The sequence below is a fragment of the Pelagibius sp. Alg239-R121 genome, assembly GCF_947331435.1.
Taxonomy (GTDB): domain Bacteria; phylum Pseudomonadota; class Alphaproteobacteria; order Kiloniellales; family Kiloniellaceae; genus Denitrobaculum.
Window position 1 is genome coordinate 455,975 of record NZ_CAMZOF010000003.1, and the last position, 20,034, is coordinate 476,008.

Below are 20,034 nucleotides of genomic sequence, written 5' to 3' on the forward strand. Positions count from 1 at the left end.
GACGAGAGGTCAATTACCTGAAGGTGCCGACAACTGCAATCATGATCGCTGACCGGCCGTTTTTACCCGACCCAGGCAATGCGCAGAACGTTGGTTGCGCCCGGTGTCCCAAAGGGAACGCCGGCGGTGATCACCAGCTTGTTCCCGGTGACTGCGAATTCCTCGTTCACGGCAATCCGGCAGGCCTTTTCGACCATTTCCTGAAAGCTGTGCACATCAGAGGTGTGAACGCAGTGTGCTCCCCAGGTAACGGCCAGCCGCCGGGCGGTATGAACATTCTCGGTCAAAACCAGGATCGGCACATCGGGCCGTTCCCGGGCCGCACGTTTAGCCGTCGAGCCCGATGTCGTGTAGCTGACGATTGCGGCCGCCGAGATGGTGTTGGCGACCTGGGCGGCCGCGACCGAGATTGCATCCGGGGCGGTTGCCTCGGGTTCCGGAGTCAGGGCGTGGATCACCTTTTTATAGGACGGGTCAGCTTCGGTGCGCTCGATAATCCGTGCCATCATTCCCACGGCTTCCAGCGGGTAATCGCCGGCTGCAGATTCAGCCGAAAGCATGACGGCGTCTGCGCCGTCATAAACCGCGGTCGCCACGTCGGAGGCTTCGGCGCGCGTGGGTGCTGGGGCGTGCACCATTGAATCGAGCATCTGCGTTGCGACCACCACCGGCTTGCCGGCGAGCCGGCAGGTCTGGATGATCTGTTTTTGACGGCTGGGCACTTCCTCGGGCGGCATTTCAACGCCCAGGTCGCCACGGGCCACCATAATCGCGTCAGACAGCTCAACCAGTTCCGACAGGGCCGCAACGGCAGCCGGTTTTTCGATCTTTGACATGATCGCTGCGCGCCCGGCGATCAAACGGCGTGCTTCGGCGACATCTTCCGGGCGCTGGACGAATGACAGGCCGACATAGTCCACACCAAGATCCAGTCCGAAGCGCAGATCCTTGCGGTCTTTTTCCGTGAGCGGGGATATCGGCAGGATGACGCCCGGCACATTGACGCCCTTGCGATCCGAAAGAGGACCGCCGGTCTCCACGATCGTTTCCGCAAAATCTTTGCCGCAGGCCGTGACGCGCAGCCTCAGCTTGCCGTCATCCAGCAACAGATCCGTGTCCGGCTCAAGAGCGGCAAAAACCTCGGGATGGGGAAGAGGAGCGCGCTTGGAATCACCAGGTTCGTCGACGAGATCCAGACGGAACTGTGCACCTTTTTCCAGCGTGGCGGTGCCGCCGGTCATTTTGCCGACCCGCAGTTTGGGCCCCTGCAGGTCCATCAGAATCCCGATCGGTCGGTCGGTGTCCTGCTCCAGATCGCGGATGATTTTTACGTTGCGCCGATGGTCTTCGTGCGAACCATGACTGAAATTTAAACGGAAAACATCCGCGCCTGCCTCGAACAGGGCACGGATCATCTCGGGGCTTGAACTGCTTGGTCCAAGCGTCGCAAGAATCTTGGCTTTTCTCTGACGTCTCATGTCGGGGAGAATAACTTTATTTCGCAAATACTAAAGTTAAATATAGATTATTGCGCCGTGATTCTGGGCAAATTTTCCCATACGAAGGGTGAAACCCTCACTGAGTCGTTTTGAACACCGCGTGGTTTCCGGACGCAGGGATCACTATCGGCGGTGGTTTGTCGGAACTTCGAAGGCTTCAATTTTCCAGGAAGGCTTCTTCGGCTTCTTCCGATTCAGCATAGGCGGCCAAAGCTCTTTTCACATGCGCCGTCATGGCTTGTGCCGCAAGTTCGCCGTTCTTGTCACGGATGGCTTCGTAGATCTTGCGATGCTGCTGCAGGAACAGTCTGTCGTCGGCGCGCGTCGCCAGCAGTTTGTAGCGATGGTAATCGAGGTTTTCCCGCAGGATGTCTCCCATGCCGCTCATCAGGTGCATATAGATGACACTGTCGGCCGCCTTGGCGACCGCCATATGAAAGGCGACGTCGTCTTCGGCTTTGAACTCCTCGGGCCGGTCCGGGTCGGTCATAACGTCAAGTGCATGCTTGATTTCTGTGACCTGTTCGTCTGTGGCATTTTCGGCGGCCTGCCGTGCGGCCCAGGCTTCGATCGCAACGCGAATCTGCGCAAAATCCCGAAGGTTTTTGCGATTCTCGCGAACCAGAACCGCAAGTGCAGAATCTTGATCGTCGGTTGCCGCAATCACCCGGGTGCCGCCGCCCTGTACGGCGGTGACGAAGCCCTTACCCTTAAGTTGCTGGAGCGCGGCGCGCACAGAAACGCGGCTGACGTTCATCATCTCGGCCAGCTGCCGTTCACCGGGAAGCCGCTCGCCGGGCAAGAGTTTACCTGTCGCGATCAGCTTCATCAGCTCTTGGGCAACCCTGTCCGCGACCCGCTCGCGCGGTATCTCTTGAAACCGCGCGTCGTAATCCGGTTGGCTGCTCTGATCTGTATTTTGCACGGACTTACTTCCTGTATTGCCGCCGAGGGCCCGGTATCAATAATCTGGTGGACCGAGGCATGTTTATGAGTGGAGTTACCTAAAAGGTCAAGCAGGGCTCGACGGCACCACCCCCATCGGATTAGCTTGTAATCTGTGTTCCTTCTCCGTCAAATCAATCTGTTTCGGACAAGGTGGCGTTGAATTCTCGCAACTCTGGCCGCTGAGGTTTGAGAGAATTACAAGGATCTGAAGAGTGCTGGTGGAGAGCGGCGCTTCGGATGGCGAGATGTATGGCTCTCGAGGGTTTCGCAAAGCGTGATGGACTGTCAAATGCAAAGGGAGGGACCGGAGGCCGGATTGCTGGCAGGTGACGAACCTGCTCCGGTCGAGTTCGTAAATTCGCACGGGACCGCGCCCGTGGTCTTGGTGTGCGATCACGCCAGCCGGTTCATTCCGAGGGCTTTGGATAGCCTGGGCCTGGATGAAATCGAATTGGCCCGTCACATCGCCTGGGATATCGGTGCCGCTGAGGTCACTCGGCATCTGGCGCGTCTGCTTGATGCACCTGCCGTGATCAGTCACTTTTCGCGTTTGGTGGTCGACCCCAATCGAAAGCCCGATAGTACGGCTTCGATTCCGGAGGAAAGCGATGGTATTGCGGTGCCGGGCAACAAAAGGCTTTTGTCCGCCGACCGGACGGCTCGCCTCGATAGTTTTTTCCATCCTTATCAGAACGCCATTGCAGATACGCTGGCCGAACGCCGCAAAACATGCGGGATGAACCCGGTTCTACTCTCGATCCATAGCTTCACGCCTGTGATGGAAGGTGTGGAACGACCATGGAAACTCGGTATTTTATGGAGCTATGATCCGCGTTTGGCTCAGCCATTGATCGATCGGCTGCGGGCGGCGGGGATAACCGTGGGTGACAATGAACCCTATTCCGGCCGAGAGGGTTTTGGTTACACGACCGAAGTGCATGGCGATGCACAGGGCGTCGCCAATGCATTGATCGAGATCCGGCAGGATTTGATAGATACGCATCACGGTGCGCGGGAGTGGGCCGGTTTGCTTGGGCGGGTGTTGAAGGAAGCTCTGAAAAGCCCAGAGCTTTATAAAGAGTTAGAGCGCTAACGAACCCAGATTCATAGAAAAGCCGAAACTCTAAATAGAGAGTGCAGTGATATGAAAAGCGTGGAACCTAGCTTTACCATCGGGATCGAGGAAGAATATCTGCTCGTCGATCGAGAAACGCGTGATCTTGTCGTCGAAGCGCCTGATGGCCTGATGGATGAATGCGAACGTCGGCTGGATCAGCGGGTCAGCCGGGAGTTTCTGCAGTCCCAGATCGAAGTCGGTACAAGCAAGTGCAACAATATTAAGGATGCGGCTGAAGAGCTTGCGTTCCTGCGCCGCAATATTTCAGAAGTCGCCAACGAATACGGCCTCGCACCGATCGCCGCATCGACCCATCCCTTTGCCGCCTGGGGGGCTCAAAAGCATACGCCACGCGAACGTTATGACGTGCTCGCCCGCGATATGCAGGGCGTCGTGCGCCGGCTGTTGATCTGTGGGATGCATGTGCATGTTGGTCTCGACGATGATGATTTGCGCAATGACCTGACCGGCCAGATTGCCTATTTCTTGCCGCATCTGCTGGCTCTGACCACCTCTTCACCCTTCTGGAAAGGTGAAGACACCGGTCTGAAGTCCTATCGTCTATCCGTGTTCAATGAGCTGCCGCGCACCGGGTTGCCCGAGACCTTCGACAGTTTCGACGAGTATCAGCGCCACCTGCAGGCCTTGGTGGGAGCGGGCGTGATTGAGGACGGCAGCAAGCTTTGGTGGGACGTGCGGCCATCGGCACGTTTTCCCACGCTGGAAATGCGCATCGCCGATGCCTGTACGGCCATTGCCGACAGTGTGACCGTTGCGGCGATCTACGTCAGTTTGTTGCGAATGCTCTATACTCTGAAACGCAACAATCAGCGCTGGCGGCGATATGCCAATATGCTCATCCAGGAAAACCGCTGGCGGGCACAGCGCTATGGGTTGGACGAAGGCTTGATCGATTTCGGCAAGGGCGAGATCTTTCCCTATGCCGACCTGCTCGAGGAAATTCTTGGCCTGATTGAAGAGCATGCCGTTGCGCTCGATTGCTGGGAAGAGGTGACCCATGCACGTCAGATCGTGGCGCGTGGAACCTCGGCTCACCGCCAAGTCGCCATTTTCAATGACGCACTGGAAAAGGGCGCAGAGCGACCCGAAGCCTTGCGTCAGGTTGTGGATTTTCTGATCGAGGAGACAGTGAACGGGCTTTAACCGCCGGGGACTGAACCTCATGTACTATAAATAAGAGATTGCCGGGATCGGTCTGTACCTCTTCGACGGACGATCCAGACAGACTCGCGTAACAACCTGCGTATCCAGAGGTGGATGGGAGCTGAAGAACCATGTCGATAGATGAAAAAACACAAACAGAACTCGAAGCGGCGGCTTTCCGCCGGCTGGTTTCCCATCTGCGCGAGAGAACCGACGTTCAGAACATTGATCTGATGAATCTGGGTGGATTCTGCCGGAACTGCCTGTCCAAGTGGTACCGCGCCGCTGCCGAGGACCGGGGGCTGGAACTCGACTACGATTCGGCGCGCGAGATCGTATACGGGATGCCTTATTCAGAGTGGAAAGAGAAATATCAGACCGAGGCGTCGGCAGAGCAAAAAGCCGCTTTCGAAGAGTCTCATAAGGCACAGGGTTGAATCCGGGCTTCGTAAAACCGGGGACTAAGTTTTTTCCTTTTTGACGTTTAGCGCCGTTGCCTGGAACCGGGCGCGGCGATAGTCTGCGCCGCGATTTAAAATTCAGCGTCGCGGCGGCGGACCTGCTGCGCGACAACGAGGCTGGTCGCTTTTCACTCTGTCGTCGAAAAGCGCAAATCAGCCTCTAATTTGGCGAGTTTGAGTGCGAATGCACTCTGGGAAACAGGGGCTGCCGATTCCTTAGGAGCCGGCGGCAAGACAGGAGAATTCAGATGGCGGAAGTTGGTGGTGTCGGAGCGGAGCAGTTGAAGTCCTATATCGAGCGGATTGAGCGTCTCGAAGAAGAAAAGGCCGCGACTGCGACGGATATCCGCGAGGTCTATGCCGAAGCCAAGGGCAACGGGTATGACAGCAAAATCATGCGGCAGATCGTGCGGCTCAGAAAGATGGATGAGCAGGACCGGCAGGAGCAGGAAGCAATTCTCGAGCTCTACAAGCACGCTCTTGGCTTAATCGAATCAGCGGAATAGATGCAGTACCAGCCGCGTTGACGGACGGAAGCGGAACGGATCGGGTCAGGTCGGCCTGACGAATGCGCGGCGTTCGGCTTCTAGTTCCGCCCTGCGGAAGCAGCCTTCCACATGGTCGTTCACCAGTCCCATTGCCTGCATGAAGGCATAGATCGTGGTCGGCCCGACGAAACTCCAGCCGCGCTTTTTCAGGTCTTTTGAAAGTGCTGTGGAGTGCGCGGTTGTTGGGTTTGCAACCAGCACCGATTTCGTCATGCGGTCGGGGCGCTCGTTCGCTGCGGGTTCGAACTGCCAGAAGTACGTGGCAAGAGATCCAAATTCATCGCGTAGGTCCAAAGCTCTGCGTGCATTATTGATAGCCGATTCGATTTTCTTGCGATGACGGATGATGTCCGCATTGCCCAGGAGGCGGACAATGTCCGATTCGCCGAATTCCGCGAGGTGCGTAAAATCGAATTCGGCCATGGCGGATCGGAAGCTTTCCCGTTTTCGCAGGATCGTGAGCCAGGACAGTCCGGCCTGGAATCCTTCAAGGCAGATTTTCTCAAAAAGGCGGCGGTCATCCCCGACCGGTTGTCCCCATTCCAGGTCGTGGTAAGCCATGTAATCGACGTGGCCGGCGTGCCACCAACAGCGGTCGATACCGTCTTCGCCTTTGATCAAACCTTCGATTTCCTGCCGTTCTTCCACGAAACGATCTTCCTTCCCGCGGTCGCCCCCAGCTTCATTGCTGGGAGATTCCAGTGCTGCCTGAACAAACAGTGAGCTAAATCAATTTATTGGAAGAGGGACTCCCCTCAAAGCACCAACGCAGAACGGATTGAGAAAAAATTCGAAAGGGCTGTTTGAAGCCGTTGACAGGCTCGACAAATATAGCTTTACTGCAATTGCAAATCATTCTTATTAACAGTGAAGACGCAGCGGTGATTCAGGAAGACCCAACCAAGGCTTGGATGAGCGAATTGAGCGATGGACAACAGCTGGTTGTCTGGTCGTTCCGCCGCTGGCTGAGCGGAAAACAAAGCTGGTCGTTGGTATGGAACGAATTTGCCGTGCGGTTCGGTGCCGAGCCGGCACGACCGTTGCTATCGAGCTTCGTCCGACTGGTCGATGCGATCCGATCAGGTGCGCGCAGGGTGGTTCATTATCACCAACCCTGCTGCCCCTGTGTCGGCGCCGACGAAGCTTTGCTGACCTCGATCATCGGGGCGGCGCAGGCGGGCAGGAAAGACCTTGTGCGGACCTATGCTCTTGAGATGGTGCAGGATCCGATGGCGGATGCACTGGTCGAACGGGCGCTTGATCTGGCAACGGTTCTCTCGGAACGCGGTGTTGAAGTGCCGCATCAACGCGAGTGGAAGTCCTTTTCTGGCGTGCAGCCGTCGCTGCAGGAAGAGCAACGGGAGGCCGTGACTTTGCACTAGAGCGCAATCGTTTCTGAGGGAAGCAAACAAGAAAGGTCGCATTTCGACCCGTTGATTAGGAGGCTGGATCACGGCATTCGCTGAGGCAGTGAATAGCATTCAGCCTCGAGGTGATGTGAAGGCTGTGAGCGGGCATGCGGACCAACGATGATCCCGGCTTGTGAACAAAAAACTTGGAAAACTGGATCTATGGCGGAGAAAAAAATGAATCAGAGGATCGGTCTTGCGGTGGCGGCGGGTCTTGCGGCGGCATCCCATTTGTTGGTGCCTGTTTCGGCGCACGCAGACGCACCCACGAAGGTGGAGGTTTTAAAGACCTATGGCGATATCGCGCTTGCTGGCTACGAAGATTCGCTCGTAACCGCGAAAACGCTGAAATCAGCTGTTGATGCCCTGATCACTGCGCCAAACCGGGCTTCGCTGATGCAGGCGCGTGCTGCCTGGCTGGCAGCCCGCGCGCCCTATCAGCAAACTGAAGTCTATCGTTTCGGCAATGCCATCGTCGACGACTGGGAAGGCCGCGTAAACGCCTGGCCGCTTGATGAAGGTCTGATTGACTATGTGTCGACCAGCTACGGCACCGAATCTGATGAGAACGCCTTTTATGCGGTAAACGTCATTGCGAGCCCGAAACTCAAGGTCGGCGGCAAGGAAATCGACGCCACGAACATCACGCCGGCACTGCTGGCCGATGAGCTCCAGGAAGCAGGCGAAGTTGAGGCAAACGTTGCGACCGGTTACCACGCGATCGAGTTTCTGCTTTGGGGACAGGACCTCAACGGAACAGACGCTGGTGCCGGCAACCGGCCAGCGACGGATTTCGATCCCGCCAATTGCACAGGCGGCAACTGTGACCGACGCGTTGCCTATCTTCGGGCGGCGACGGATCTGCTGATTGCGGATCTGGAGGAAATGGTGGCGAACTGGAAGCCCGGTGCTGCTGCCCGAATTGCTCTGAGCCAAAACGGTGAAGACAGTGGCCTGTCGGCGATCCTGACCGGGATGGGGTCTTTGTCTTACGGTGAACTGGCGGGCGAGCGCATGAAGCTTGGGTTGTTGCTTAACGACCCTGAAGAAGAGCACGACTGTTTCGCCGACAACACGCACAACTCTCACTACTACGATGTTTTGGGTATCTCGAATGTCTACCGCGGCCGTTACCGCCGGATCGATGGATCGGTTGTCGAAGGACCGAGCATCGCTGACCTCGTTGCTGCTGCTGACAGTGGTGTAGACGCCGAGCTCGACGGTAAGCTGAATCAAACCCTCTTTGCCGCCGAAGCGATGGTGCGTAGAGCTGAAAGCACCGAGGCCTACGATCAGATGATCGGTGAAGGCAATGAAAAAGGAAATGCTGCCGTCCAGGGCGTCATCGATGCGCTTGTCTCGCAGACCAAGTCGATCGAACGCGCAGTCTCAGTGTTGAAGTTAGGCAATGTTGCTTTCGAGGGGTCCGACAGCCTCGACGACCCTTCCGCAGTCTTTCACTAAGCTATTCTTGCTCTCCGCGGGCGGGGGGACGGACACAGTGATCCACCTCTCACTGACTTTGTCCGTCCCCCCAATTTTTTTCTCAATAAAAACGGCAAGCGACACAGTTTCGTGAGTCGTTTGCACGAAGAAATACAGTGTGTGAACCGGGCTTCCGTTACTCTACCAGCGCGGTTGACCTCAAAAATGTCATAGACGGGACTTTCAGGTTCGATTGACCGGTGCTAAGCTAGCTTAAGCGTGGCGCAGTTTCGCAACCGCAAAGCAGAAAAGAAGTGCAAGATCGCACACGTTTTCTGCATATCTTATTGAGATATAAGAAAGTTAACCGGCGATGCATTTGTCATCTGTGATCACAGGCGCAACTGTTCTCTGTGCCTTGGCAGTTGCCGCAGCAGCTGCAGTGCTCGATCACCGGGATGATCTAAATTACAATGAAAAGTTGAAAATAACTTCGGTTACTGCTTGGGCTGATGACTTCAGCAAGCCGGAAAAGTATGAACGGTGGCCAGCCGGCGCGGGGACCTCCAAAAAGGTTTTCAATAAGGACGCCTTTTCACAGTTTTTACCAAACCTTTCATTCGAAGAGGAGCAGCGCGCAAAGGTCGGCAACGGCATCTTCAAGAAGATCTGGGTGTCGTCCCCCTCCTCGACGCAGGCGTCGGATGGCCTCGGGCCGCTCTATAACGCACGTGCCTGCCAGCGGTGCCACTTGAAAGACGGACGTGGTCAGCCGCCCGGTCCCGGTGAAGCCGCGGTATCCATGTTTTTACGCCTATCGGTTCCACCCCGGAACGCGGCCGAGAGAGCTGCGCTTGCGGCTGCCGAGATCCCATTGATCCCGGAACCGACCTACGGCACGCAGCTTCAGAACTTTGCGGTGCCGGGCCACAGTGCCGAAGGTGAGATGGTCATCGAATATGAGGAAATTCCGGTCACGCTGAATGGAGGCGAGGTCGCTTTTTTGCGCAAACCGAGCTACTCGATAGACCGGCTTGCCTACGGACCGCTTGATCCCAAAACCCTGCTAAGCCCCCGTATTGCCAATCAAATGATCGGTCTTGGATTGCTCGAAGCGATTCATGAAGGCGATATCCTGGCTCTCTCTGATCCAGAAGATAGAGATGGTGACGGCATCTCAGGCCGGCCCAACTGGGTGCGGAACGAAGACACTGGAAAGCTGGCCGTTGGACGCTTTGGCTGGAAAGCGGGTAATCCCAGCATCAGGCAGCAATCTGCCCATGCCTTTACCGGCGATATCGGTATTTCGACCTCGCTCACCCGGGCGCATTGGGGCGAATGCACGGCACGGCAGGAAGACTGCCGCAGCGCGCCAGATGGCGTGCAGCTCGCGCTTGGCGATGTCGAAGCACCGGACAATGTGCTCGATCTTGTGACATTTTACGCGCGCAGCCTCGCGGTTCCGGCGCGCAGGGATCTCGACGATGGGGATGTTCTGACCGGCAAAGCGCTGTTTTACGGCGCTGGCTGTGCGACATGCCACATGCCGAAATTTGTGACCCGCCGGGACGCCGAACCTGAAGCCTATGCGTTTCAGTTGATCTGGCCCTATAGCGATCTGCTGCTTCATGATATGGGGGAGGGCCTGTCAGACAACCGTCCCGAGTGGAAAGCGAATGGCCGCGAATGGCGGACAGCTCCACTTTGGGGCATCGGCCTGACAGAGACGGTGAACGGGCACACGAAATTTCTTCACGACGGCCGTGCGAGAAATCTGCTTGAGGCGGTTCTCTGGCACGGCGGAGAAGCGGAACAGGCTCGGCAGATGGTTGTCGATATGACACCTGGGGAACGAGAAGCCCTATTGGCTTTCGTTGGATCACTGTGACAGGACCTCGGCAAATGCGTGGACTTACCGTTCTGATTTTTGGCTTTCTCCTCACCTGGCCGCTGGGGAGTGGACTTGGCTTTGCGCAAGATGCCAAGAGCGAGGCTGGTCCGGACTATGCGGCAATCGTTCAGGCTACCGTGACTCACCACATTCGGCCGGCTTATGGACGGATGGCTAAGGCAAGCAAAAACCTTGCACTTATCGTTCAGGCCGCCTGCCGAACAGATGACGGCGTGAATACTCCTATCATAGCGAAGTCGTTCATGGATCTGGTGACCGCATGGGTGGCGATACAGCACGTTCGCTTTGGTCCCGTGACGGACGAAAACCGTTACGAACGCATTGCATTTTGGCCGGACCCAAAGAACACCACCTCCCGGCAGCTTGCCAAGGTTTTGGACAAGCGCGATCAGACCGCAACCAGTGCCGAGTCCTTGGCGAAGAAATCCATTGCGCTGCAGGGGTTGACGGCGCTTGAGCGGCTCATGACGATGAAACCGGCCGGCCTGCGGGAGGATAGCGTTTTTCGCTGTCAGTATGCTCAGGCCATCACGGCAAATCTGGTCCGGATGACGAGTGAAATCGACGTTGCCTGGGGCCCCGACAAAGATTTTGCCCGCGTCTTGGGACAGCCGGGGCCGCAAAATCCGCTCTACCGTGATCATCGCGAAGCCGCGCTGGAAGTCGTTAAGTCTCTCAGCGGCGGTTTGCAGTTTCTGCATGACCGGAAGTTGAAGGCACCGCTGGGCGACAGCATCGAAAAGGCGCGGCCGAAACGCGGCGAATTCTGGCGTTCCGGAACCACTCTCGAAGCTTTGGATGCAAACTTCGAAAGCCTGCTGGAGCTCTATGTAAAAAGCGGGATCTCGGCCTATGTCAAAAAGGCGGATAGGGGGCTGGACGGGACCCTTTTGGGGTCTTACGAACAGGCATTAATGACCCTGAAAGCGGTGGATAAGCCCTTCATTGAAGCCGCAAGCGACAAAACCTTGCGTCCTAAGCTGGATTATCTGCGTTTTCTTGCAGAAGACCTGCACTTAAGGACCTCCGGAAACCTCGCCCTCACCCTCAACCTATCCCTTGGCTTCAATGCTTTGGATGGCGATTGATTGTGAAAGGACTGTCCCGTAGGCGAGCGCTCGGGCTGCTCGGCGGCGCTGTCTTGACCTCTGCGAATGCGCCGATACCTGTATCTTCAGCGTCCAAATTTGAGCGCGGGAAACGTTTTCTGACGGCGCGCAGTCGTTCAGGCGGAGGGCATGGCGGGGCCATTCTTTCCGAAAATGGAGATCTGCTGGCGGAATTCGATTTGCCGGCGCGGGGACATGGCGCGGCGTGGCGGCCAAACTCATCTGAAGCCGTCATCTTTGCCCGCCGGCCCGGAAGCTTTGCGGTGGTCCTGGATGTCATGACGGGTCAGCCGCAGACAGTTTTATCGGTGCCTGCGGACCGGCACTTTTATGGGCATGGGTGCTTTTCAGCGGATGGGCGTATCCTCTTCGCCACTGAAAACGACTTTGACGGCGAACGGGGTGTTATCGGCCGCTACGACGCAACAGACGGATATCGCCGATTAGGGGAAATCCCTTCGCATGGCATCGGGCCCCATGAAATTACATTGATGCCGGATCGACGGACCCTGTTGGTCGCCAATGGCGGTATTCTGACTCACCCGGATGCCCCTCGCATGAAGCTCAATTTGATTGAAATGAGGCCTTCCGTCGCAGTGATTGACGCGGAGACGGGCGCTCTCCTTAAAAGTTACGAACCTCCCAGTGAGCTCCACCAGCTTTCGCTCCGACATCTGGATGTGCGCGGGGACGGCCGCATCGTGGCGGTTGCGCAGTGGGAGGGCGCAAAGTTGGAACAGCCGCCGCTGGTTGCCGTTATCGATCGCGACGATGGATTGCGTTTGAAATCGGCTCCCTGTGAGGTCGCCGCGGGAATGCGCAATTATTGCGGTGCGGTTGCCTTTTCGGCAGGGGGCGGTCGTTTTGCCGTTTCCTCACCCAGGGGCGGCCTCGTGACGCTCTGGGGCGGAGATGGGGATTATCTCTCCGCCATAAAGCTCGATGATGGCTGTGGTTTGGCAGCAAATGGCAAAGGCTTCATCTTGACCAGCGGCAGCGGTATCGTAACCGCAAGCAACCGGTCCGAAGAAAAGCACCACCCCGGTATCGCTTTCGACAATCACCTCTGCCCGCTCCAAGCATAGTTGTCGTCACGCATCGTTCCCGCGACAACCAGTCTTAGGTTGCCCGCTTCGCCCTGCGGAACGACGATGGCGCACGTCCGTAAGTCGTCCGGAAAGCGTCATTGAACCGCCGGATGCTGCCAAAGCCCGCTTCGAAGGCGATGTCCGCCAAGGGCCGGTCACTGCTGTCGATCAGGCGCTTGGCGACCTGAACCCGATGTGTGGCGGCGATCGCGCTGGGGCTTGCGCCAACATGCCTCAGAAAAAGGCGGGAAAGATGCCGTGAACCGATCCCGAGCTTGTCGGCAAGCCGATCCACCGTTTCCAGGTCGAGAAAGCCTTCTTCGATCAGACGCATGGCCCTGGCTACAGTCGTTGCCGTGCCGCACCAGGCAGGGCTTCCCGGGGCGGTCTCGGGCCGACAGCGCAGACAGGGGCGGTATCCTGCCCGCTCGGCGGCGGCGGCGGATGGATAAAAGGTCACATTCTTTGAGTGAGCGCAGCGTACCGGACAAATTGGGCGGCAGTAGATTTTTGTCGTGCGCACGCAGGTAAAGAAGAGGCCATCGTAGCGCCGGTCGCGCGCAATCCTTGCCCGGTCACAGGCTTCCCAATCGCGCCAGATTTCCGGGTCGATACCGCTGTTGTTTTCTGCAATCGCTTGGATGTTCATAGCGGCCCGATTATGACAGCGATTTTTTGCAGAACTAGCTGAAATCGGACATGGTCCATCTGTTGACCGGGACCGAGTCCGATCCTGGCTAGACTTGCCAACAGCGATGGCCTTTTGTGGGGGTGTTCGTGAGCAGCAGATGGGAATTGCCAAGGTGACCGACAACAGAGTTCTTCAGCAGGCAAGCGATTATGCGATCGACTATTTGGGAAAGCTCGACCATCGTCCGATTGGAACAGTGGACAGCCTCGATGAATTGCGCAGAAAGCTGGACCGGTCGCTACCGGAACAGGGTGTCTCGGCAAGTGAGGTTCTTGATGATCTGGTGCGTGATGCCGAAGGCGGCATTCTCGGCTCGGGCAGCGGGCGCTTTTTTGGCTGGGTCATTGGCGGTTCTCTGCCTGTCGCGCTGGCGGCTGACTGGCTGACGTCTACATGGGATCAAAACGCTGCATCCAACGTGACAGCGCCGGCGGAAGCGGTGGTTGAGGAAGTCTGCGGCAATTGGATGAAGCAGGTTCTCGGCATCCCGCCTGCGTCGTCCTTTGCCCTGGTGACAGGCTGTCAGATGGCCCATACGACCGCGTTTGCAGCCGCGCGTCATCACCTTTTGCGTCAGCGCGATTGGGATGTTGAGGCGCAGGGGTTATCGGGAGCTCCGGCGATCAGAATCCTCACCAGTGAGAACCGCCACGAATCCATCCTCCGTGCGGTCCGGTTGCTGGGGATAGGGACCGACGCCGTCATCTATGTCGAAAGTGATACGCAGGGCCGCATGAGCCCACAGGCGCTGGAAGCCGTGCTGAGCGCCGAACCGGAGAGACTGACGATCGTATCCTTGCAAGCAGGTGATCTAAACACCGGTGTGTTCGACGATTTTGATGCACTCTGTCCAATCGCCCGACAGCACGATGCCTGGATCCATGTGGACGGCGCGTTCGGACTTTGGGCCGCGGCCAGTCCGCGCTTTCGCCATCTTCTGGAAGGCGTCGAGCTCGCGCATTCCTGGGCGACGGATGGGCACAAGTGGCTAAACCTGCCGTTTGATTCGGGTTTTGTATTCGTGTCGAAACCCGCTGCGCACCGGGCCGCTTTTTCTCAGGCCACGAGCTATGCCGTCCCCCTGGAGGCACTGCGAAATCAGAAGGATTGGAATCCGGAATGGTCGCGGCGCGGGCGGGGGTTTTCCGCATATGCCGCTCTCCGGCATTTAGGGACCGAAGGGCTCAGCGATCTGGTGGAACGCTGCTGCGACTTTGCGTCCCGGCTGGTCGAAGGCATCGCAGCTATGGAAGGAGCAGAAGCGCTTGCACTCCCGGTGATTAATCAAGGACTCGTCCGTTTTCTCTCACCGGACGGTAACCATGATCGCCGCACCGATGAAGTGATTGCACGTATTCAGACCGGCGGCGAGGCCTGGTTTGGCGGTGTCACTTGGCAAGGCAAGCGAGCGATGCGGATCTCGGTTTGCAACTGGCTGACCAGCGAGCAGGATATAGAACGCGCCGTTGAGGCTGTGCGGAAAGCACTTGTGGAGAAGCCCGCGCATTAGGCCTGAGCATTACGCGGGCTTTCTCAAGTGACTCCAAGAGCAGATGTGCCGGAGGATCAATGGATCAACTAAGGCGGTTTCATCAAACGAGGATCTGCTCTGAAGCCTGGTTGTTCGTGACGAAAGTGATCAAGAACGTGAATAAACCTCGTGCGTCATGAAAAGGCGCGGCGGAGTGGCGGGACCCAACGGATCAGGCAAAAATCGAGAACCAACATGGTTGCGATTGCAGCGCCGCTGATAGGAAAGGCAATGCCAAAGAGTATTGCGATGATCCAGAGACCGACGTAGACGCGTTTATCCTGTGGCGCAGGCGGCACGCCGAGACGACCTTTAGGTCGGCGCTTCCACCACATGACGGCCGCCGCGACCGATGAGAGGAGTATCGCGATACAGGTCGCGAGCATAATGAGCTGATTTACGAGACCCCACTCCTGACCCATATGAATATTGATACCCCACTCGATGGCTTTCGCGACCGCGCCATAATCGGCAAATTTCAGGTCGATGATCGCCTTGCCGGAGTACTGATCAATGTGGATCATACGCTGCTTATCCAAATCGTCCGGATAGATCGACGCTGAATAGACTCCTTCCGGACCACTCGGTAGAGCAACCGAAAAACCACGCGTGATATCGAGGCCACGAGCAATTTCCACTGCCTTCTGAAGGCTGATCGTTTGGTCGGTTTTGCCGGCAGTTGCAGAGAGTGGCATGGGGGCGTTTTCGACGGTCCATCCACTAGACTCCAAGACTTCGCCGGTTGAGATTGACGAGGTCGGCACGTTGTCCCACAGCATCTCCGGATAACCTGCGCCCATGGAATTTGCGATCTGATTGAGCTGATTGCCCCAGAAGCCGGACCAAGGCATGCCGCTGAGTGCGAGAAAGAAGATCAGCAGGCCGGCGAACGCGCCCGTCACCGCATGCAGGTCTCGCCAGAAAACCCGGCTCGCCGGTTTGCCGCGCAGAGAATAGACCCCGCCGCTTTGCGTGCGCGGCCACCAGAGATAGATGCCTGTCACGACCAGAACCATGGCGAACCCGCCGACTGCCTCGATGATTTTGTTAGTTGAATCGCCGAAAAAAGCCAGGCTGTGAACCTTACGAACCACCTGGCCGAACTCGTCGCTGCGCGCGAAGATTTTCAGAACCTTGCCGCTGTAAGGATCGACGAATGCGAGAAATTTTCCGCCTTCGGTTTTCAGCGTTACCGCTGCGGAAGCATCGTCGGCGGCGGGGTCTTGATAGTTCGACGGCGTCGACCCGGGGGCTGCAGCGACAGCCGCCTCGACCAAGGCATCGGGCGAAAGTGGGGGTGTTGTCTGCGGTTCTACGACCGACCGCTCGGCGTAAAGATTCCGGTTGAACTCATCCTTGAAGAGGTAAAGCGACCCGGTCACGGCCAGCAGTATCATAAAGGGCAGAGCGATGAGTCCGGCGTAGAAGTGCCAGCGCCAGATGGCCCGGTAAAGAGAGTATTGTTTTTGCGATTGAAGCTGGGTTTTGGAAACACTCGAAAGGTCAGACATGGATGTCCTCTTACATCGACTGCGGGCTGTCGCGCTTGCGCTCGAAACGTAGGAAACGCGCCAAAGCCTGCGGTATTGAAACGATGGAGTTCTGCAGCCGACCGGCGGAGCAAGCTGTTGTGGTTTGCGCGCCAGGTTGGATTTAGGCCGGTGTCTTCGACTGGCTCTGTGCGGGAGGACTTCTCGCGCGAGAGAACGCGAAGTGATTGCTTCGGACCGCATCTTCGGTCTCGCGGGGATAGGAGGTTTCACGCTGTGGGTAGCGTTTGAGAAGGGCGTTAGCGGCACACGTCGGTAATCCCGGCACAGCCGTGAGGCGGCAGGCTTCGCAAAAGCCATAAACGAGGACAAGATCGTCGCTTTTAAGCGATCCGCTTGCATCCAGACACAGGACCGGCAGGGAGCCGTCGGGCAGGGCGTATCCGGAAAGATCGATATCGGACACGGCGGCACTTGATGCAGCAACAGGCGCCTGGTGACCGTTGATCATCAGAGCCATGGCGAGCGTGTACATCACGCAGACCGCGAACCTGAGATATCGATGTCGCAAGCGCTTCAACATCGCGACAAACTACTCAAGTGCCGGGAGATACTCAAGGTAGCAAAAGATCGGTTCAAAAAATTTAATTGTGTTCCGCTAGATTCCGGTACGCGCCTTCGATCAGGCACGGGACAGCCCGGCTTTCGTTTTCGGCGAGAGCAAAGGTAACGTCGTCGGCGAAACCTGCCTGGATCAGTTCCAGACCTGACTCGCAGGCACGGATAGCTTCGGCGCAATTGTCTTTCATGGCGCGGTAAGCGGCCAAGGTCGTTTCAGCCTCAGGTGTTAGGCCTCCGCAGAGACCATCTAGTATTGCGCCGGCACCCAGCAGATCCTCAAGCGCCGGCCGCAGGCTGCCGTCCGGCCATTTTTCCCCCGCCGCAATTACGGCAGTTCTCCCGCCTTGACCGCTCACCGTTTCCGCGACGGTCTTGGCGTTACGCAGACAGCCGGCAAAGGTCGGGCAACCGCCGGTTTGTTCCGAAAGCATCGATCCGTTGGGTGAAGGAAGAACGATGCGTTGGCCGGGAGAACTTTCAGCGAGAGATTTGGGGGAGAGGCTAATTTGTTTGCCCAGTGTGGATCTTGGTTGGGCCAGAATTGCTGCCTGTTCGGCCGCATATCTTGCGGCACCTTCTCGGCCATAAGCATAGGGGAGAACAACTGCGCCCCGGCTGACCGCCACATCGACAGCGGTGGAAAACGATAAAACATCGACGATTACGACGACATCGACATCCGGCAGCAATGCGCGCAGGCCATTCAGACCCCAGGCGAAGGAAAGGCTTGCTGCGCTCTTGGTCATCCTGGTTCCCTAACTATCTGTCGCTGCAATCAGGAAGTCGCGAAACCGGCTTTCGGCCGCGGAAAAGCGGTAGCCATGACGCCAGGCGATCCCGACATCCATACTCGGGACACCCTCCACAATATTTCGGCGTTCAACCCGACCCCCGTCCAGCGACCAGGGCCGGTAGACCAGATCGGACAGGATTGTGACCGCATTGCCGGTAGCGACCATACTGCGCACCGCTTCGAGAGACCCCGTTTCAAACACCACATTCGGTTCGTGTCCGGCGTCATGCCAGAAACGCCGGCTGGCCCGGTTTGATTCGTCGGCTCGAAAAAAAACATAGGGCTGAGACGCGATCTCGGCCATGGTCACCGCCGATTTTTTAGTGAGCGGATGGATATTGGAAAGCCAGAGGCGACGGGATGATTTTTTCAGAACCTTGCTATGGAAGCGGTCCGGTGCTGAGAGGTTGGAAACCAGCATGAAGGCGATGTCGATTTCCTTACGCTCCAGCATATTTTCCAGTTCGCTGCGGGGGGCTTCAACCAACTCGAAATCGATCCAGGGATTGGTGCGGCGAAAGCGCGAGAGCAAGGGAAAGAGGACGTAACCGGAAGCGGTATAGGTGACACCGAGGCGTATTTTGCCGGACAGATCCGGAAGGTTCCGCCGCATGGAGCCTACGGCATCAGCGACGGCAGATTCAATGTTGTCGGCATGCGCCCTGAAATTCTGACCCTCCTGAGTTAGAGATACGCCACCGGATCGGCGCGTAAAGAGGGTGACCCCCAGTGTCTCTTCCAAGTCCTTTATCGCCAGAGTAACGGCCGACTGGGAAATACCGAGTTGAGTGGCCGCAGCCGAGACTTTCTCGGTATCAGCAACGGCGATGAAGTAACGGACCTGGCGCAGGCTCAGCATCGGTCAACCATGATTGGATCGTTATGAGTTTTTTTAAATATGACATTATAAATTTTGAATTTCAAATTATGATACGAACCTGTCAAAGTCAATGAGATCAACCCAGTACGCGTTGTTGCGGCGTGCGCGAACTCGACGGAAAGGAGCGACTCATGGCGATAGTGACGATCGGCGACCGCGTTCTTATGAATTCGGGTTCTGGTCTTTTTGTCCGGCACAAAGACGGTGCGGACGACAGGAAAACCATGCGTCCGGCAGTAAAGAGCTCGCCGAACGAAAAGCTGCCGGATCGGGACCATCCCGATTTCAAGGCAAAGTGGCGCGCGCTGCTCTATCTATAGAAAAGAATCACGTAAGATAGAAATGCGACGGGTGAGTCACCGGCTCCCGTAAACCTTCTCGCGCTCTTTGCGAAAGAGCGGATTGTCAGTTTGGATCACACCTCTGCATCCCGCACGTAAAACAGGCGGGCGGTTAGCTGTCTTCGAAGCCTTGGAAAATCTTGTCCAGGGGAGCGAAGCCGATGGCATCCTTTGCGAAGGTGAAGCGGCCCTCATCCATCATTTCACGGGCCGCCGATAACACAGTCCCGAAGGCGAGGCGGCAGAGAGCGGATCCAACGGAGATCCTCTTCACGCCGGCTTCAGCGAGTTCCTTAACGCCGAAGGTCGCCCCCGGCAGGCCCATGACCACGTTGACCGGTTTGCCGACCGATGCGCAGAGCGATTTGATGTCGTCGAGATTGCTGAGCCCCGGCGCATAGAGCACATCTGCGCCGGCCTCTTCAAAGGCCTGTAAGCGGCGGATTGTGTCGTCAAGATCGCGCCGGCCAAAAAGATAGTTTTCGGCGCGCGCGGTCAGCACGAAACCGCCCGGCACTGAACGTGCTGCCTCTACGGCCGCGACAATACGTTCAACCGTCAAGTCGAAGTCGTAGATCGGCTTGTCACTGTTACCGCTATAGTCCTCGATGGAGCCACCTGCGAGTCCGGTCGCGGCAGCGAGACGAATGGTCTCGGCGACGCTTTCGGGATCATCGCCATAGCCTTTTTCCAGGTCGGCCGAGACCGGCAGCTCTGTCGCCGCGACGATGGTCCTGCAGTGCTCGAGAGTCGCATTCCGGCCGGCGTTGCCTTCAGGCAGGCCCATGGAAAAAGCCATCCCGGCGCTGGTCGTTGCCAGGGCCTCGAAGCCGAGAGACGCCAATAGGCGCGCCGTCCCCGAATCCCAAGGATTGGGAATTACGAAGGCGCCGTCGCGTTCGTGTAGAGCGCGGAAGAGCGCGGCTTTTTCAGATTGGGACAGCATCTCAATTATCCTTCGTTACGTCCATTGTTCGATAGTAGTCAACCAATGGATTGAGTCAACA

The 20,034-nt window shown here is 57.2% G+C and carries 20 protein-coding genes; 11 read left to right on the forward strand and 9 right to left on the reverse strand.

From position 1 onward, the window contains the following. Window positions 1-62 precede the first annotated feature (62 nt). A complete protein-coding gene (pyk, locus tag QMZ18_RS12445) occupies window positions 63-1,478 on the reverse strand; it encodes a pyruvate kinase (protein WP_282606615.1) in 1,416 nt (471 codons plus the stop codon). Window positions 1,479-1,656: 178 nt separating this feature from the next. Next, entirely contained in the window at window positions 1,657-2,424 is a 768-nt protein-coding gene (locus QMZ18_RS12450) for a FadR/GntR family transcriptional regulator (RefSeq protein ID WP_282606616.1), read from the reverse strand. Window positions 2,425-2,736: 312 nt separating this feature from the next. On the opposite strand from QMZ18_RS12450, the gene QMZ18_RS12455 reads away from it, so the two are divergent. The 4 genes from QMZ18_RS12455 (at window position 2,737) to QMZ18_RS12470 (ending at window position 5,695) form a co-directional block, all read left to right on the forward strand. Next, window positions 2,737-3,540, forward strand: a complete 804-nt coding sequence (locus QMZ18_RS12455) for an N-formylglutamate amidohydrolase (RefSeq protein WP_282606617.1) — start codon at window positions 2,737-2,739, stop codon at window positions 3,538-3,540. Between the two features lie 51 nt (window positions 3,541-3,591). Next, window positions 3,592-4,728: a carboxylate-amine ligase gene (locus tag QMZ18_RS12460; protein WP_282606618.1), complete on the forward strand. Its 1,137-nt coding sequence runs from the start codon at window positions 3,592-3,594 to the stop codon at window positions 4,726-4,728. Window positions 4,729-4,865: 137 nt separating this feature from the next. Next, window positions 4,866-5,165 (forward strand): DUF1244 domain-containing protein, encoded by a 300-nt coding sequence (locus QMZ18_RS12465; protein ID WP_367575951.1) that lies wholly within the window; start codon window positions 4,866-4,868, stop codon window positions 5,163-5,165. A 272-nt stretch (window positions 5,166-5,437) separates the two neighbouring features. Beyond that, window positions 5,438-5,695 carry a DUF2312 domain-containing protein gene (locus QMZ18_RS12470; RefSeq protein ID WP_282606620.1) on the forward strand — a complete coding sequence of 86 codons (258 nt, stop codon included), beginning with the start codon at window positions 5,438-5,440 and terminating at the stop codon, window positions 5,693-5,695. Between the two features lie 45 nt (window positions 5,696-5,740). On the opposite strand, the gene QMZ18_RS12475 is transcribed toward QMZ18_RS12470, so the two are convergent. Continuing rightward, window positions 5,741-6,385, reverse strand: a complete 645-nt coding sequence (locus QMZ18_RS12475; RefSeq protein ID WP_282606621.1) for a DNA-3-methyladenine glycosylase I — start codon at window positions 6,383-6,385, stop codon at window positions 5,741-5,743. A 233-nt stretch (window positions 6,386-6,618) separates the two neighbouring features. Here QMZ18_RS12475 and QMZ18_RS12480 point away from each other — a divergent pair, with 233 nt between their 5' ends. From QMZ18_RS12480 to QMZ18_RS12500, 5 genes are all read left to right on the forward strand, one after another. After that, entirely contained in the window at window positions 6,619-7,119 is a 501-nt protein-coding gene (locus QMZ18_RS12480) for a hypothetical protein (protein ID WP_282606622.1), read from the forward strand. A 204-nt stretch (window positions 7,120-7,323) separates the two neighbouring features. Next, the gene (locus tag QMZ18_RS12485) at window positions 7,324-8,610 is read left to right on the forward strand and encodes an imelysin family protein (RefSeq protein WP_282606623.1); all 1,287 of its coding nucleotides are present in this window, start codon (window positions 7,324-7,326) and stop codon (window positions 8,608-8,610) included. 334 nt (window positions 8,611-8,944) lie between these two features. Continuing rightward, on the forward strand, window positions 8,945-10,459 hold the full coding sequence (locus tag QMZ18_RS12490) for a di-heme oxidoredictase family protein (RefSeq protein WP_282606624.1): 1,515 nt from the start codon (window positions 8,945-8,947) through the stop codon (window positions 10,457-10,459). A 14-nt stretch (window positions 10,460-10,473) separates the two neighbouring features. Further along, window positions 10,474-11,571, forward strand: a complete 1,098-nt coding sequence (locus QMZ18_RS12495) for an imelysin family protein (RefSeq protein WP_282606625.1) — start codon at window positions 10,474-10,476, stop codon at window positions 11,569-11,571. A 2-nt stretch (window positions 11,572-11,573) separates the two neighbouring features. Then, a complete protein-coding gene (locus tag QMZ18_RS12500) occupies window positions 11,574-12,677 on the forward strand; it encodes a DUF1513 domain-containing protein (protein WP_282606626.1) in 1,104 nt (367 codons plus the stop codon). 34 nt (window positions 12,678-12,711) lie between these two features. Here the strand turns inward: QMZ18_RS12500 and QMZ18_RS12505 are convergent, their stop codons facing one another. After that, window positions 12,712-13,329: a bifunctional transcriptional activator/DNA repair enzyme AdaA gene (locus QMZ18_RS12505; protein WP_282606627.1), complete on the reverse strand. Its 618-nt coding sequence runs from the start codon at window positions 13,327-13,329 to the stop codon at window positions 12,712-12,714. 154 nt (window positions 13,330-13,483) lie between these two features. Here QMZ18_RS12505 and QMZ18_RS12510 point away from each other — a divergent pair, with 154 nt between their 5' ends. Further along, complete coding sequence (locus tag QMZ18_RS12510; RefSeq protein ID WP_282606628.1) at window positions 13,484-14,881, forward strand: aminotransferase class V-fold PLP-dependent enzyme; 1,398 nt, start codon at window positions 13,484-13,486, stop codon at window positions 14,879-14,881. A gap of 155 nt (window positions 14,882-15,036) precedes the next feature. Here the strand turns inward: QMZ18_RS12510 and QMZ18_RS12515 are convergent, their stop codons facing one another. The 4 genes from QMZ18_RS12515 to QMZ18_RS12530 form a co-directional block, all read right to left on the reverse strand. Continuing rightward, entirely contained in the window at window positions 15,037-16,413 is a 1,377-nt protein-coding gene (locus QMZ18_RS12515; protein WP_282606629.1) for a PepSY domain-containing protein, read from the reverse strand. A 142-nt stretch (window positions 16,414-16,555) separates the two neighbouring features. Further along, window positions 16,556-16,975 (reverse strand): hypothetical protein, encoded by a 420-nt coding sequence (locus QMZ18_RS12520; RefSeq protein WP_282606630.1) that lies wholly within the window; start codon window positions 16,973-16,975, stop codon window positions 16,556-16,558. 61 nt (window positions 16,976-17,036) lie between these two features. Beyond that, window positions 17,037-17,759, reverse strand: a complete 723-nt coding sequence (locus QMZ18_RS12525; protein WP_282606631.1) for a 2-phosphosulfolactate phosphatase — start codon at window positions 17,757-17,759, stop codon at window positions 17,037-17,039. 9 nt (window positions 17,760-17,768) lie between these two features. Continuing rightward, window positions 17,769-18,665, reverse strand: a complete 897-nt coding sequence (locus QMZ18_RS12530) for a LysR family transcriptional regulator (RefSeq protein WP_282606632.1) — start codon at window positions 18,663-18,665, stop codon at window positions 17,769-17,771. A gap of 152 nt (window positions 18,666-18,817) precedes the next feature. Here QMZ18_RS12530 and QMZ18_RS12535 point away from each other — a divergent pair, with 152 nt between their 5' ends. Continuing rightward, on the forward strand, window positions 18,818-19,006 hold the full coding sequence (locus QMZ18_RS12535) for a hypothetical protein (RefSeq protein ID WP_282606633.1): 189 nt from the start codon (window positions 18,818-18,820) through the stop codon (window positions 19,004-19,006). 133 nt (window positions 19,007-19,139) lie between these two features. Here the strand turns inward: QMZ18_RS12535 and QMZ18_RS12540 are convergent, their stop codons facing one another. After that, window positions 19,140-19,973, reverse strand: a complete 834-nt coding sequence (locus tag QMZ18_RS12540; protein WP_282606634.1) for an oxaloacetate decarboxylase — start codon at window positions 19,971-19,973, stop codon at window positions 19,140-19,142. Window positions 19,974-20,034: the final 61 nt, after the last annotated feature.

Bases quoted from the DNA above. Each gene is read 5' to 3' on its own strand.
- QMZ18_RS12535 (WP_282606633.1), top strand. From the start codon at position 18,818: ATGGCGATAGTGACGATCGGCGACCGCGTTCTTATGAATTCGGGTTCT.
- QMZ18_RS12540 (WP_282606634.1), bottom strand. From the start codon at position 19,973: ATGCTGTCCCAATCTGAAAAAGCCGCGCTCTTCCGCGCTCTACACGAA.
- QMZ18_RS12515 (WP_282606629.1), bottom strand. From the start codon at position 16,413: ATGTCTGACCTTTCGAGTGTTTCCAAAACCCAGCTTCAATCGCAAAAA.
- QMZ18_RS12490 (WP_282606624.1), top strand. From the start codon at position 8,945: ATGCATTTGTCATCTGTGATCACAGGCGCAACTGTTCTCTGTGCCTTG.
- pyk (WP_282606615.1), bottom strand. From the start codon at position 1,478: ATGAGACGTCAGAGAAAAGCCAAGATTCTTGCGACGCTTGGACCAAGC.
- QMZ18_RS12530 (WP_282606632.1), bottom strand. From the start codon at position 18,665: ATGCTGAGCCTGCGCCAGGTCCGTTACTTCATCGCCGTTGCTGATACC.
- QMZ18_RS12525 (WP_282606631.1), bottom strand. From the start codon at position 17,759: ATGACCAAGAGCGCAGCAAGCCTTTCCTTCGCCTGGGGTCTGAATGGC.
- QMZ18_RS12495 (WP_282606625.1), top strand. From the start codon at position 10,474: ATGCGTGGACTTACCGTTCTGATTTTTGGCTTTCTCCTCACCTGGCCG.
- QMZ18_RS12485 (WP_282606623.1), top strand. From the start codon at position 7,324: ATGAATCAGAGGATCGGTCTTGCGGTGGCGGCGGGTCTTGCGGCGGCA.
- QMZ18_RS12470 (WP_282606620.1), top strand. From the start codon at position 5,438: ATGGCGGAAGTTGGTGGTGTCGGAGCGGAGCAGTTGAAGTCCTATATC.
- QMZ18_RS12505 (WP_282606627.1), bottom strand. From the start codon at position 13,329: ATGAACATCCAAGCGATTGCAGAAAACAACAGCGGTATCGACCCGGAA.
- QMZ18_RS12520 (WP_282606630.1), bottom strand. From the start codon at position 16,975: ATGTTGAAGCGCTTGCGACATCGATATCTCAGGTTCGCGGTCTGCGTG.
- QMZ18_RS12455 (WP_282606617.1), top strand. From the start codon at position 2,737: ATGCAAAGGGAGGGACCGGAGGCCGGATTGCTGGCAGGTGACGAACCT.
- QMZ18_RS12460 (WP_282606618.1), top strand. From the start codon at position 3,592: ATGAAAAGCGTGGAACCTAGCTTTACCATCGGGATCGAGGAAGAATAT.